This is a genomic window from Amycolatopsis viridis (assembly GCF_011758765.1).
GTDB classification, from domain to species: Bacteria; Actinomycetota; Actinomycetes; order Mycobacteriales; family Pseudonocardiaceae; genus Amycolatopsis_E; species Amycolatopsis_E viridis.
Genome location: NZ_JAANOU010000001.1, coordinates 595,576 through 608,444, shown reverse-complemented (window position 1 = coordinate 608,444; position 12,869 = coordinate 595,576). Strand labels below are relative to the sequence as shown.

14 protein-coding genes are annotated in these 12,869 nt (G+C 71.9%); 7 read left to right on the top strand and 7 right to left on the bottom strand.

All coding sequences use genetic code 11. The features are described 5' to 3' along the window. Positions 1 to 56 precede the first annotated feature (56 nt). The gene (locus tag FHX46_RS03095) at positions 57 to 785 is read left to right on the top strand and encodes a VIT1/CCC1 transporter family protein (protein ID WP_167110451.1); all 729 of its coding nucleotides are present in this window, start codon (positions 57 to 59) and stop codon (positions 783 to 785) included. On the opposite strand, the gene FHX46_RS03090 is transcribed toward FHX46_RS03095, so the two are convergent. Next, positions 782 to 2,239: a peptide MFS transporter gene (locus FHX46_RS03090; protein ID WP_167110449.1), complete on the bottom strand. Its 1,458-nt coding sequence runs from the start codon at positions 2,237 to 2,239 to the stop codon at positions 782 to 784. The two genes, FHX46_RS03095 and FHX46_RS03090, sit on opposite strands and share 4 nt — an antisense overlap. A 222-nt stretch (positions 2,240 to 2,461) precedes the next feature. Here FHX46_RS03090 and nhaA point away from each other — a divergent pair, with 222 nt between their 5' ends. From nhaA to FHX46_RS03075, 3 genes are read left to right on the top strand one after another with little or no spacing between them, the layout of a single operon-like run. Further along, positions 2,462 to 3,586, top strand: coding sequence for a Na+/H+ antiporter NhaA (gene nhaA / locus FHX46_RS03085; protein ID WP_243871412.1), 1,125 nt, complete (start codon positions 2,462 to 2,464; stop codon positions 3,584 to 3,586). Between the two features lie 38 nt (positions 3,587 to 3,624). Further along, a complete protein-coding gene (locus tag FHX46_RS03080) occupies positions 3,625 to 4,107 on the top strand; it encodes a phage holin family protein (RefSeq protein ID WP_167110445.1) in 483 nt (160 codons plus the stop codon). A 17-nt stretch (positions 4,108 to 4,124) separates the two neighbouring features. Next, positions 4,125 to 5,063 (top strand): alpha/beta fold hydrolase, encoded by a 939-nt coding sequence (locus FHX46_RS03075; protein WP_167110443.1) that lies wholly within the window; start codon positions 4,125 to 4,127, stop codon positions 5,061 to 5,063. A 240-nt stretch (positions 5,064 to 5,303) separates the two neighbouring features. Here the strand turns inward: FHX46_RS03075 and FHX46_RS03070 are convergent, their stop codons facing one another. From FHX46_RS03070 to nth, 4 genes are read right to left on the bottom strand one after another with little or no spacing between them, the layout of a single operon-like run. Next, on the bottom strand, positions 5,304 to 6,500 hold the full coding sequence (locus tag FHX46_RS03070; protein WP_167110441.1) for a MarP family serine protease: 1,197 nt from the start codon (positions 6,498 to 6,500) through the stop codon (positions 5,304 to 5,306). Continuing rightward, positions 6,497 to 7,192: an NUDIX hydrolase gene (locus FHX46_RS03065; protein WP_167110439.1), complete on the bottom strand. Its 696-nt coding sequence runs from the start codon at positions 7,190 to 7,192 to the stop codon at positions 6,497 to 6,499. Before FHX46_RS03065 ends, FHX46_RS03070 begins: the two co-directional genes overlap by 4 nt. Further along, positions 7,189 to 7,782: a TlpA family protein disulfide reductase gene (locus tag FHX46_RS03060; RefSeq protein ID WP_167110437.1), complete on the bottom strand. Its 594-nt coding sequence runs from the start codon at positions 7,780 to 7,782 to the stop codon at positions 7,189 to 7,191. Before FHX46_RS03060 ends, FHX46_RS03065 begins: the two co-directional genes overlap by 4 nt. Then, a complete protein-coding gene (gene nth, locus FHX46_RS03055) occupies positions 7,779 to 8,462 on the bottom strand; it encodes an endonuclease III (protein ID WP_167121058.1) in 684 nt (227 codons plus the stop codon). Before nth ends, FHX46_RS03060 begins: the two co-directional genes overlap by 4 nt. Positions 8,463 to 8,638: 176 nt before the next feature. On the opposite strand from nth, the gene FHX46_RS03050 reads away from it, so the two are divergent. The 3 genes from FHX46_RS03050 (at position 8,639) to FHX46_RS03040 (ending at position 11,311) form a co-directional block, all read left to right on the top strand. Further along, a complete protein-coding gene (locus FHX46_RS03050) occupies positions 8,639 to 8,887 on the top strand; it encodes a hypothetical protein (protein WP_167103151.1) in 249 nt (82 codons plus the stop codon). A 190-nt stretch (positions 8,888 to 9,077) separates the two neighbouring features. Continuing rightward, positions 9,078 to 9,752 carry a Crp/Fnr family transcriptional regulator gene (locus FHX46_RS03045; RefSeq protein WP_017985500.1) on the top strand — a complete coding sequence of 225 codons (675 nt, stop codon included), beginning with the start codon at positions 9,078 to 9,080 and terminating at the stop codon, positions 9,750 to 9,752. A 341-nt stretch (positions 9,753 to 10,093) separates the two neighbouring features. After that, positions 10,094 to 11,311, top strand: a complete 1,218-nt coding sequence (locus tag FHX46_RS03040) for an MFS transporter (protein ID WP_167110435.1) — start codon at positions 10,094 to 10,096, stop codon at positions 11,309 to 11,311. 6 nt (positions 11,312 to 11,317) lie between these two features. Here the strand turns inward: FHX46_RS03040 and FHX46_RS03035 are convergent, their stop codons facing one another. Beyond that, positions 11,318 to 12,088, bottom strand: a complete 771-nt coding sequence (locus tag FHX46_RS03035) for an MBL fold metallo-hydrolase (RefSeq protein ID WP_167110433.1) — start codon at positions 12,086 to 12,088, stop codon at positions 11,318 to 11,320. Beyond that, positions 12,085 to 12,849, bottom strand: coding sequence for an NUDIX hydrolase (locus FHX46_RS03030; RefSeq protein WP_167121056.1), 765 nt, complete (start codon positions 12,847 to 12,849; stop codon positions 12,085 to 12,087). The genes FHX46_RS03035 and FHX46_RS03030 overlap by 4 nt, the downstream gene beginning before the upstream one ends. Positions 12,850 to 12,869: the final 20 nt, after the last annotated feature.

Sequence of the window (12,869 nt, the reverse complement as noted above, 5' to 3'; positions counted from 1 at the left end):
TTTAGGTAAGACTCAGCTATTACGGGTCGGGCGTCCCGGGCTGGTTCAATGACGGGGTGACCGAAACGAGGGACTCCGCCGAGGCGCATGCCCACGAACCCCACCACGACAGCCTGGGCAGCCGCCTGAACTGGCTGCGTGCGGGAGTGCTGGGTGCCAACGACGGCATCGTGTCCGTCGCGGGGATCGTCGTCGGAGTCGCCGGCGCGACCACCGACCACGGCGCCATTCTGATGGCCGGAATCGCCGGGTTGGTCGCCGGCGCGCTTTCCATGGCGGGCGGTGAATACGTTTCGGTGAGCACTCAGCGCGATACCGAACAGGCCGCGCTCCGGCTGGAAAAGCACGAACTGAAGACCATGCCCGAGGCCGAGGAACAGGAACTCGCCGACATCTACGAGGCGAAGGGCCTGTCGCGGGAGCTGGCCGAGCAGGTGGCTCGCGAGCTGACCCGGAAGGACGCCCTCGCGGCCCACGCCGATGCCGAACTCGGCATCGACCCGGACGAGCTCACCAGCCCGTGGCAGGCCGCGTGGGCGTCCCTGGTCGCGTTCACCGTCGGCGCGATCATCCCGCTGGTCGCGATCGCTCTGCCACCGACCAGCTGGCGCGTGTGGACGTGCGTGATCGCCGTCGTCGTGGGGCTGGCGCTGACCGGCTACACCAGCGCGCGCCTCGGCAACGCCGGAGCCCGCCGCGCGGTGATCCGCAACGTCGGGGTCGGCGCCCTGACGATGCTGATCACCTACTACGTCGGCACGCTGTTCGGCGTCACCACCGGCTAGCGCACACCGCACATCAGCTTCCGGACGAACGGGCTGATCAGCGCCAGCACCACCCCGATCACGACAGCCACCGCGCCGACGATGCCGAAGTAGGACGCCTCGTGGTCGGTGCCGTAGTACTGCGCCAGGGAACCGGACAGCGCAGTCCCCAGCGACACCGACAGGAAGTTCAGCGCGACCATCTGCGTGCGGAACGCCTCCGGCGCCAGTTTCGTCGACAGCGACAGCCCGATCGGCGACAGCATCAGCTCCGCGACGGTGAACACCAGCAGGATCCCGGCCAGCGCGAGCAACGGCGTGCTGTTGCCGGCGCCCCCGGCGAAGAGCAGGAACAGCAGGAACGCCACGCCCATCACCGAGGTGCCGAGCGCGAACTTCACCGGCGACGACGGCTGCCGGTCCCCGAGTTTCGTCCAGATCGCGGCGATGATCGGCGCCAGCACGAGGATGAACACCGGGTTGATCGACTGCACCCAGCTCACCGGCATCTCCCAGCCGAACAGGTTCCGGTCCAGCCGCTGGTCGGAGTAGATCGCGACGACGGTGAACTGCTGCTGGTAGAGCGCGAAGAACGCGGCGCTGGCGATGAACATCGGGATGAACGACAGCACCCGCCGCCGCTCGAGCGCAGTGATCTTGCGGCTGCTCAGGAGGATCCCGAAGTAGACGACGGCCGCGAGGCCGACGATCCAGACGACCACGTCGGACAGGTTGGCCGCGGTGATGATGCCGGTGAGCACGGCCAGCACGATCACGACCACCAGTGCCACCAGGACCCCGCCGACCGCCGGCCGCTGCTGCACCGGCAGCGGGTTGGGCACCTCCCGGGCGGTGTCCGGCAGGTTCCGCCGGAAGATCGTGTACTGGGTCAGGCCGACCGCCATACCGATCGCGGCGAGGCCGAACCCGAGGTGGAACCCGACCTCGCTCTGCGCCAGCCCGGTGAGCAGCGGGCCGACGAAAGCGCCGAGGTTCACCCCCATGTAGAAGATCGTGAAGCCGGCGTCGCGCCGCTGGTCCTTCTCGCCGTAGAGCGTTCCCACGACCGCGGTGGCGTTGCCCTTGAGCCCGCCGCTGCCGATCGCGACGCACGCGAGACCAACGCCGATCCCGAGGAAGCCGGGCAGCAGCGCGAGGCTGATGTGCCCGATCATGATCAGCACCGCGCTGTAGAACAGCGTGCGCTCGGACCCGAGCACGCGGTCGGCGGTCCAGGCACCCACGATGGTCGCCAGGTAGACCAGGCCGCCGTAGGCCCCGACGATGCTGGTGGCGGTGGCCTCCGGCATCTCGAGGCCGCCCTCGGCGACCGAGTAGTAGAGGTAGATCGGCAGGATGCCGAGCATCCCGTAGAACGAGAAGCGTTCCCACATCTCGACGCCGAACAGGTTCGCGAGCCCGATCGGGTGCCCGAAGAACCGTGTGTCCCGCTTCGCCTCGGTGGAGGTCGTCACAGCGCCACGTCCTTATGGTCTAGACAACGTTGGCCGGCGACATGATAGGGCATTTTCGCGCGAATAGGTTACCGATCCGTAAGGTATGATGGAACCTGGTGCGCCGGGAAGTCTGGTCGGCAGGAGTCAGCCGACCGATCCCACAAGGAGCCGTTCGTGGACCAGCCGCGCCGTCCCGCCGCCGAGTTCGTGCGTTACCTGCGCACGGAAACCACCGGCGGCATGATCCTGCTCGCCGCCACCGCGATCGCCCTGATCTGGGCCAACTCCCCGATCAGCGGGTCCTACCGGGCGGTGCGGGACTTCCACCTCGGTCCGCACCTGCTGCACCTGAACCTGTCGGTCGGCGACTGGGCCAAGGACGGCCTGCTGGCGTTGTTCTTCTACGTCGCCGGGCTCGAGCTCAAACGGGAACTGGTGGTCGGCGAGCTGTCCCGGCCGAAGAAGGCGCTGCTGCCGCTCGTCGCCGCGCTCGGCGGGATGGTCGTGCCGGCGCTGGTCGCGCTCGTCGTGGGCGCCGGGGCACCCGGGATGACGCAGGCCTGGGCGATCCCGACCGCGACGGACATCGCGTTCGCGCTCGGCGTGCTCGCGCTCACCGCGTCGAACCTGCCGGGCAGCGCGCGGGTGTTCCTGCTGTCCCTGGCCGTGGTCGACGACCTGGGCGCGATCATCCTCATCGCGGTGCTGTTCACCACCGAGTTCGACCTGGTGGCAGCGGCGGTGACGGTCGCCGCACTGGCGTTGTTCGCGGTGTTGCAGTACAAGCGGGTGCGCACGCCCTGGGTGTACGTGCCGCTCGCCGTCGTCGTCTGGGTCGCGATGCACTCGGCGGGGGTGCACGCGACCATCGCCGGTGTCGCACTGGGCCTGCTCACTCGGGTGCGACCGGACCCGGGCGAGGCGGAGGCGCCGGCGATCCGGCTGGAGCACCGGCTGCAGCCGTGGTCGGCGGCCGTCGCCGTGCCGGTGTTCGCGCTGTTCGCCGCCGGGATCAGGATCAGCGGCGACTCGCTGGGCCGCGTGTTCACCGAGGCGGTGCCGCTGGCGGTGTTCCTCGGGCTGGTCACGGGCAAGGCGGTCGGCATCTTCGGCGCCTGCTTCGCGGCGGTGAAGCTGCGGCTCGCGGAGCGGCCGAGCGGGGTCGGCTGGCGCGACATCGCGGCGTTGTCGCTGCTCGGCGGCGTCGGGTTCACGGTGGCGCTGCTGATCGCCGACCTCGCGCTGGAGGGCGAGGCGAGTGAACTGGCGCGCACCGCCGTGCTGCTGGCCTCCGCGGTGTGCTCGCTGACCGGGGCGGCCGTGCTGCTGCGGCGCAACAAGGTACACGCCGCGCAGGAGGACTAACCGAGCCGCTCCCGGGGTTGTCTGGCACGATGACCCCCGTGAGCAGCCAGGAGCACGAACGCAACGGTCGGGATGCCCACGGGGCCGTGCCCTACATCCCGTTGAGCCCGGAGGCCGAGACCGCGGCCGACGGCCAGTCGATCGGCAGCCTCGTCAGCCAGGCCACCCAGCACCTGTCCACCCTGGTCAGGGCCGAGGTCGAGCTGGCCAGGTCGGAGGTCATCGGCGAGGTCCGCAAGGGCGTCAAGGGCAGTGTCTTCTTCATCATCGCCGGGGTCATCGGGCTCTACAGCTCGTTCTTCTTCTTTTTCTTCCTCGGTGAGCTGCTGTCCGAATGGCTCAAGCGGTGGGCCGCGTTCGGGATCGTGTTCCTGCTGATGCTGCTGGTCGCGGGGCTGTTCGGGATCCTCGGCTGGCGAAAGGTCAAGAAGATCCGGGCGCCGGAACGCACGATCACCAGCGTCAAGGACACCGCCGCGGCCCTCAAGCCGCGCCGGGACACCGTCGCCGAACACAGCTGAACCGCGCAGCCGCACTCGTGACACCGCCCGACCCGTCCCTCGTCCGGATCGACGGGCCCTGGGCGCACCGCGACGTGTCCGCGAACGGAATCCGGTTGCACGTCGCCGAGGCCGGGGACGGGCCGCTGGTGTTGTTCCTGCACGGTTTCGGGCAGTTCTGGTGGACCTGGCGGCACCAGCTCACCGCCCTCGCCGACGCGGGCTACCACGCGGTCGCGGCCGATCTGCGCGGGTACGGCGATTCGGACAAACCGCCGCGCGGCTACGACGGCTGGACGCTGGCGGGCGACGTCGCCGGCCTGGTGCGGGCCCTCGGCGAACGGCAGGCGCACCTGGTCGGTCACGCCTGGGGCGGGCTGCTGGCGTGGACGGCGGCCGCGCTGCACCCCCGGGTCGTCGCGTCGGTGACCGTCCTCGGCGGTGCGCACCCGCTGGCCCTGCGCAGCGCGATCGCGCGGACCGGGCTCCGGCGCAAGCGGTCCAACCAGGCACGGGCGCTCGCGCACCTGTTCCGCTTCCAGGTGCCGGTGGCGCCGGAGCGGTGGCTGACCGAGGACGACGGGGCCAACCTCGCGGGTCTGCTGCGCGCCTGGTCCGGTCCGCAGTGGACGGCCACCGCCGATTTCGACACGAGCTCTGCGCTGTTCCGCGAGGCCATGCTCATCCCCGGCGTCGCGCACAGCGCGCTGGAGTACTACCGGTGGGCGTTCCGGGCGCAGTTCCGCGGCGAGGGGCGGCGGTTCGCGACCGAGGTGAGCGCCCGCGTGCCGGCCCCGGTGCTGCAGATCCACGGTGCCGCGGACCCGTGCGTGCTGCCGGAAACCGCCCGCGCGTCGGCCCCGTGGCGCGGCCCGCGCTCGGCGATGGACGAACTGGACGGCATCGGCCACTTCCCGCACCTCGAGGCGCCCGAGCCGACCACGAAGGCGCTGCTGGACTTCCTGGCGCGGACCTGAGCGAGGCCGCTGCCGCGGCACGCGATGTGCCACACAGCGCCGGGAGCAGCCAACACGCCACCCGGGACGGCCAACACGGCGCGCGGAGCGGCGAACACGGCGCGCGGAGCGGCCGACACGGCGGCCGGGACGGCCAACACGCCACGTGGAGCGGCGAACACGGCGCGCGGAGCGGCCGACACGGCGGCCGGGGCGGCGAACACGGCGCGCGGGGCGGCGAACACGACGTGCGGGGTGGGGTCAGGCGGCGCAGTTGCCCGTCGAGACCCGGGCGCTCAACGCGGACGCGGACTCGATCACCGGTCGCACCTGGTTGCCGGTCAGGGTGAAGCCGGTGTCCGAGTCCTCCACCGACGCCCCGAACACCACGCCGACCACCTGGCCGTTCGGAGCCACCAGCGGACCCCCCGAGTTCCCGCTGCGCACCTGCGCCCGCACCGTGTACACGTCCCGGCGCACAGTGCGCGAGTCGTAGATGTCCGGGCCCTGGAGGGTGATCTGGTTGCGGACGCGGGCCGGCGTCGCCCGGAATGGGCCGTCCAGCGGATAGCCCAGCACGATCGCGCTGTCCCCCGCCTTCGCCGGCTGGCTGGCCAGCGTCAGCGGCGGCGCGTCCAGCCGGGGCACCGCGAGCACCGCCACGTCGACCTCCGGGTCGAAGTACACGACCCGCGCCGGCAGCCGCCCGGCCGTGGTCTCCACCGCCGTCGTCTCGGTGCCGGCCACCACGTGCGCGTTCGTCATGACCCGCTGCGGGGCGATCACGAACCCGCTGCCCTCCAGCGTCCGTGAGCAGGATTCGGCGGTGCCGCGGATCTTCAGCACGCTGCCGCGCACCTGTTGCACGGTCGCGCTGTCCTGCAGCGCCGCGTCCGGCGGCGCGGTGTCGTTGATCGGCGTCTTCTGGAACGGGTCCACAATGGACGGGAAGCCGGAGACGTCGAGCAGTTTGCGCAGCTCGCTCGGCAGCCCCGCGGCCGCCGGGGGCATCGCCTTGTCGACCGTGCCGAGCACGGTCGAGTTGTTGATCGCCCGCGCCAGGCCGGGCAGCGCCGCAACGCCGGTGAGCGGCACCGCGATCAGCCACGCCACCACGAACACCACGACCGCCTGCACGATCGCGCCCAGCGTCTGGTCGATGCCGGTCAGCTTGTCGGTGTTGACCCGTCGCTTGACCGCGTACTTGAACCGCCGGCCCAGCCACACGCCGAGCGTCTCACCCAGCGCCACCAGGAACACCACCGTCGCGACAGCGAAGGCGACCTTGGCTGCGGGGTTGTCGAACAACCCCACGACCCACGGCGCGATCCGGATACCGAGCACGGCGCCGCCGATCACGCCGACCAGTGCGGGCAGCGCGATCACCACACCCTGGCGGGCGCCGGACACCGCCGCCACCAGCGCCAGCAGGATGACCAGGAGGTCGACCCAGTTCACTGCGTCTCCCCTTCGGTCGCGAGCAGATGATCGCGCAACGCTACGTCAAGATCCCGCACGTCGGCGCGGTCCCACTCGCGTGCCCAGCCACCCAGCTCCAGCAGAACGGTCAGCAGCCCGGCGGTGAACCCCCACACGAACATCCCGTCGACCGTGAAGGCCGGTCCGCGGTACCCGGTACCGGGCCGCCGCACCTGGAACCGGTTGGCCGGGTCCGCCAGTTCGGCGAGCGGCACCCTCGCGACCGCCGCGGTCTCGGCCGGGTCGACGGCGTGCACCGGCGACGGCCGGCGCCAGTGGGCGAGCACCGGAGTCACCGCGAACCGGGACACCGGGATGAACAGCTGGGGCAGCACCGCGACCGGCCGCACCCCGGCCGGGTCGACGCCGGTTTCCTCCTCGGCCTCGCGCAGCGCGGTGGCGACCACGTCGGCGTCGCCGGGCTCCGCGCCGCCACCGGGGAAGGCCACCTGCCCGGCGTGCGAGCCGAGCGTGTCGGCGCGGCGCAGCAGCAGGACGTCCGGCCCGCGCGCGCCGTCGCCGAACAGGATCAGCACGGAAGCGGCCCGGGTCAGCTCGTCCTCGGGCGGGGTGAACCGGGTGAACGCGGTCGAGTCCAGTTCCCCGCTGGCCTCGACCAGCGGGCGCAGCCAGCCCGGCACCGTCGCCGGATCGACCAGCGGTCCCTTCACGACAGCCTCCGGACGACCTCACGCACCTGCTCAGGATCGGTGAACGTGCGTGGGCTCTCGATGAAGCGGACCCGTCCGTCCGCGGTGACCAGGTAGGACGCGGGCAGCGCGGGCGGCACCTTGAGCGCCTCCCGGACCGGGCCGGTCCCGCCGTCGCCGTCGAACACCGTCGGCAAGCGGACGCCGAGGTCGGTGAGCAGCTTGAGGCCGTCGTCCGGCTTGCTCTGCACCTGCACCGTGAGCACGCGCGCGGCGCCCGGCTCGCCGGCGTAGCGCTGGAGCACGGGCAGCTCGGTGCGGCACGGCTGGCACCAGGTGGCCCACACGTTGACCACGGTCACCTGGCCGGCCAGCGCGCTGCCGAGGTCGACCGTCGCGCCGTCGCCGAGGCATTCGGTGGTCACCCCGGCGAGCTGCGGCACCGTGCCGGTGCCGGCCGGGCACGCGGGCAGGGCCGCGGCGGCGCGGGGGGCGGTGAGGTCCGGGCCGGCGGCCGGTGAGTCCGCGGAGCGGACGCGCGGCAGCACGGCCACGATCACCGCGAGCACCAGCACGCCCGCCGCGAGCGCCCATTTGGTCGCCGTGGTCACCGCGCGGTCACCATCGCGAGCAGGTGGTCCCGCTCCGGGCCCTTGACCAGCTTCGCGGCCTCCTCGAACCCGGTCGGCCCGGTGCCGTAGGAGGGGCAGTCCCGCGCGAGCGGGCACGCGCCGCACGCCGGTTTCCGCGCGTGGCAGATGCGGCGGCCGTGGAAGATCACCCGGTGCGAGAGCATGGTCCACTCCTTGCGGGGGATGAGCTCACCGACCGCGTGCTCGACCTTGACCGGGTCCTCCTCGGTGGTCCAGCCCCAGCGGCGCACCAGGCGGCCGAAGTGCGTGTCCACCGTGATGCCGGGCACGTCGAACGCGTTGCCGAGCACGACGTTCGCGGTCTTGCGGCCCACGCCGGGCAGCGTGACCAGGTCCGCCAGCCGTCCCGGCACCTCGCCGTCGAACCGCTCCACGAGCGCGGCGCCCAGACCCATCAGCGAGTTCGCCTTGGCCCGGTAGAAGCCGGTGGGCCGGATCAGCTCCTCCAGCTCGGTGCGGTCCGCGCCGGCGTAGTCCGCCGCGGTGCGGTACCGCGCGAACAACGCGGGGGTGACCTCGTTCACGCGCACGTCGGTGGTCTGCGCCGACAGCACCACCGCGACCAGCAACTCCAGCGGAGTGGTGAAGTCGAGCTCGCAGTGTGCGCCGGGATACGCCTCGGCGAGGCAACGCAGCATCCGGCGGGCGCGTCGGACGAGTGCGAGGCGACTCTCCTCACCCTTCCGGGGGTTCACACGAGACGCGTTCGGCACGCCGCTAGCCTACGGAAGCCGCCGCGCCGCTGTTGGAAGAGGCCGACACGCCGGACCCCTGACACCACCCCCGAGCCGTGATGAGCGAGGATTCAGAACCGATGACTGTCTGGTTCGTAGTAGCGGTGCCACTCGTGATGATGTTCTTCGCGCTGGCCATGGAGCGGGTGGAGACCCGGCTGCGCCACGTCGCGGTCCAGGAGGAAGAGGTCGAGGAGTTCCTCGAGCAGGCCCGTCCGAACGAGGTCAGGGCGCTGTACGGGCACGGCATCGGCCGTGCGCTGGAACTGTTCCGGCTGCGCCGCCTCGGCGGCCGGGCCGCCCGGCTGCGCCCCCGCAAGACCCGCTGACCTCGACCGATTCAGCGAGGTTTAGGCTGTCCGTTCGGAGCGAGATCGCCCTCGCCCGGCCGGGCGGTGATCGGCCTGCCCTCGGCGTGCCCAGCGGCGATCTCGTCCCGACGGCCTAGACTGCACGCAAGTGATCGGCGACACGCCCCGGATGGCGGGAACACGGTCGCCACCGACGAGGAGGCACGAGGTGGACGAGACCCTGGCCCGGGCGGGCATCTTCCAGGGGGTGGAGCCGGCCGCGGCTGAGGCGCTCGCCCAGACCCTGGAAACCGTGGAGTTCCCGCGGGGTCATGTGATCTTCTCCGAGGGCGAGCCCGGCGACAAGCTGTACATCATCCTGTCCGGCAAGGTGAAGATCGGCCGGAAGTCGGCCGACGGCCGGGAGAACCTGCTGTGGATCGCCGGGCCCTCGGACATGTTCGGCGAGCTGTCCATCTTCGACCCCGGCCCGCGCACCTCGACCGCCACCACGGTCACCGAGGTGCGGGCGGTGTCGATGGACCGGCCGTCGCTGCGGAAGTGGATCGCGAACCGGCCGGAGATCGCCGAGCAGCTGCTGCGGGTGATCGCCCGCAGGCTGCGCCGGACGAACAACATGGTCGCCGAGCTGATCTTCACCGACGTCCCGGGCCGGGTGGCGCGCGCTCTGCTGCAACTGGCGCAGCGGTTCGGCAGCCAGGAGGCCGGCATCCTGCGGGTCACGCACGACCTGACGCAGGAGGAGATCGCCCAGTACGTCGGCGCCTCCCGGGAGACCGTGAACAAGGCGCTGGCCGACTTCGCGCACCGCGGCTGGCTGCGGCTCGAAGGCAAGAGCGTGCTGATCCTCGACCCGGAACGCCTCGCCCGCCGCGCCCGCTAGCCGGCAGGTTCCGGCACAAGTACTGACAGCAAAAACAAAGGAACCGGGCGCCACCCCCGACGTGGCGCACCGGTTCCTTTGCTGTTGCGCGGGCCATCCCCCGACAGACCGCGCTCCCCGCCCTCCGGTTCCGGCCCCGACCCATCGCCGGAGGGAGCTGTATTCCTCTGTCAACCTTGCCACGGCCGATACCCCGAACTTCAAGGCCGTTCACCCTCACAGACGCGCCCGATGCGGGTTCGTTGCGCCCGCCCGGGAAAAAACTGTCAGCCGTTATCAGTTCGAGACCTGAGGCGTAAATTACTGGTACTCGCGTACCAATCCAGGGCATACTGGTACGCGTGTCCCAGACCTCCCTCGCCGACTACCGTGCTGCCCTGACCACACCGGGCGCGACCCGTCCGATGGTCGCGTCGATCCTGGCGCGCCTGCCGATCGCGATGATCGGCCTGTCCGCGCTGCTCTACACGCAGCAGGAGCTGGGGTCCTTCGCCGTGGCGGGGCTGGTGTCGGCCAGCTCGCTGGTCGGGGTCGCGGTCGGGTCGGTGGTGCAGGGCAGGCTGATCGACCGGTTCGGCCCCACACGCCCGCTGCTGGCCACCGCGGCGATGTTCGCGGTGATCCTGGTGACGCTCGCGCTGGCGATCGAGGCCCACGCAGCCACGCCGGTGCTCGTCCTGTTGTCGTTCGGCATCGGCATCACCGAGCCGATGGTCGGTTCGGCGTCGCGCGCGTTGTGGGGGCGCCTGGTGCCGGACGCGAACGCGCGCAACGCGGCCTACGCCTACGAAGCGATCAGCATGGAGGTCTTCTTCATCCTCGGCCCGGGTCTGGCCGGTCTGCTCGTCGCGGCGCCGTGGCCGGGCACCGGGATGGTCACCGGCGGTGCGTGCATGGTCGCCGGGTCGACCCTGTTCGCGCTGAGCCCGGCCGTGCGCGCGTGGGGCCCGGCGGGCCGCACCCACCGGTCGCTGCTCGGCGCCCTGAGCAGCCCGGGCATGCGGACGCTGGCGGTGGCCGCGCTCGGGTTCGGTGTGGTGATCGGGTTCGTCGAGGTCGCGGTACCGGCCGCGACCACCGAGGCCGGTGAACCGGCGCTCGGCGGGGTGCTGCTGTCGGTGTGGTCGGTCAGCTCGGTCGCGTTCGGCGTGGCCTACAGCCTGCGGCCGTGGCCGCGGGAGATGCCGCTGCGGTTGCCGGTGCTGCTGGCCGGGTTCGGGCTGCTCGTGGCGCTGCTGGCGTGGCCGTCCACGCTGTGGGGTCTCGCGGTGGCGATGCTCGCGGCCGGCGCGCTGATCACGCCGCAGTCGGCGACCCACTCGGCTGCGATCGAGATCGTCGCGCCGCAGGGCAGGGCGGCCGAGGCGTTCGGCTGGGTCCTCACGGCCGTGACGCTGGGTCTGGCGTTCGGGCAGTCGGTGAGCGGGTTCCTGGTCGAGCACTCCGGACCGGCCACCGCGTTCCTCACGGCGACCGGTGCGGCGCTGGTCCTCGCCGCCGTCGTGTACCTGCTGCGCGGCACCGTCAAGGAGCCGCGGGAGCAGGTCCTCGTCGGGTAGCGCGCTCTACCGGTGGCCGGTGGAGCGCAGGTACGCCAGCTGGGCCTGGACGCTGTGCTCGGCGGGGGTCCACAGTGCCCGGTCCACGTCGGCGTAGACGAGCTCCACCACCTGACGCGCGGTGGCGTGCCGGCCCAGCTTCGCCAGCGCCGCGCGGACCTGGTCGAGCCGCTGCTCGCGGTGGTCCAGGTACTCCTGCGCGACGACCCGCAAGTCGGCCATCTCCGGGCCGTGACCGGGCAGCGCGAGCAGGCCGGGCGGCAGCTCGATCAGCCGGCGCAGCGACTCCAGGTACGACCCGAGGTCGGTGAGCACCGTCGTGCCGCGGCCGAGGATCGTGTCGCCGGTCAGGACCTGGTCGCCGATCCGCAGGCAGACCGAGTCGGCGGTGTGGCCGGGCGTGTGCAGGACCTCGATGTCCAGGCCCGCCGCGGAGACCACCTCGCCGTCGGCGAACGGGGCCGCGTCCCGGCACAGCGCGGCGTCGAAGGCGCGCACCGGCGCCTGCACCCGCTCCGCCAGCCACGGCGCGCCCTCGGTGTGGTCGGGGTGGTGGTGGGTGAGCAGGATCAGCGCGACCGGACCCTGCTCGGCGAGCCGCGGCAGGTGGTCCAGGTCCTGGTAGCCCGGGTCGACGATCACGCACTCGCGAGCGCCGGGCGCCCGCAGAACCCAGGTGTTGGTGCCGTCCAGCGTCATCGTGGACGGGTTGTTCTCCAGCAGGACCGACGCGGTGGGCGAGACCTCGCGGAGGACGCCGTAGGCGGGGTGGCTCATTCCACGACCACCCGGATCTCGTCGCCCTCGCGGATGAGCTTCGGGATGATCGCCTCGACGGTGCGCTCGGCGGCCAGCGCCGCCGCCGCGGTGTCGAACGCGGCCAGCTCGGTCAGCGTGTACCAGGTCGGGGGCATCAACGTGCTGCGGCCGGCCTCGGCGTCGGCGAGGGCGTCGGCGGGTCGCCGCCAGCCGGAGGATTCGGCCTCGGTGGTCTTGCCGTCGGCCTCCTGGCCGGCGGGCAGGATCGCGGCGAAGAAGCGGGTGTCGTAGCGGCGCTTCTCCTGCGCCGGCGTGATCCAGTGCGCCCACGGACGCAGCAGGTCGGAGCGCAGGGTGAGCCCTTCCCGGGCCAGGAAATCCGCCAGCGACAGCTCACGCGAGACGAGCGCCTCCCGCGCGCCGGCATACCGGGCGGTGTCGGTCACCACCTCGTCGGCCGTTCCGGCGAGCAGCACACCGGACTCCTCGAACGTCTCCCGCACCGCGGCGCACACCAGGGCGCGGGCGACCTGTTCGGTTCCGTTGAACCAGCCCGCCCACTCGGCCGCGGGCGGACCGGCCCACGCCACCGTCGCGTCGGCGTCGCGCTGGTCCACCCCGCCGCCGGGGAAGACCGTCATGCCGGCGGCGAACGCCATCGCGGCCACCCGCCGCTGGAGGAAGACTTCGAGACCGTCGTCGCCGTCGCGCAGCAGCAGCACTGTCGCCGCGTCGCGGGGCACGGCCGGTTCGGCCGGCTCCGCGACGGAGAAGTTCATCGTCCCCGGGATCCGGAAAT

Bases quoted from the DNA above. Each gene is read 5' to 3' on its own strand.
- nth (WP_167121058.1), bottom strand. From the start codon at position 8,462: ATGCTGCGTTGCCTCGCCGAGGCGTATCCCGGCGCACACTGCGAGCTC.
- nhaA (WP_243871412.1), top strand. From the start codon at position 2,462: ATGATCCTGCTCGCCGCCACCGCGATCGCCCTGATCTGGGCCAACTCC.
- FHX46_RS03050 (WP_167103151.1), top strand. From the start codon at position 8,639: ATGACTGTCTGGTTCGTAGTAGCGGTGCCACTCGTGATGATGTTCTTC.
- FHX46_RS03030 (WP_167121056.1), bottom strand. From the start codon at position 12,849: ATGAACTTCTCCGTCGCGGAGCCGGCCGAACCGGCCGTGCCCCGCGAC.
- FHX46_RS03035 (WP_167110433.1), bottom strand. From the start codon at position 12,088: ATGAGCCACCCCGCCTACGGCGTCCTCCGCGAGGTCTCGCCCACCGCG.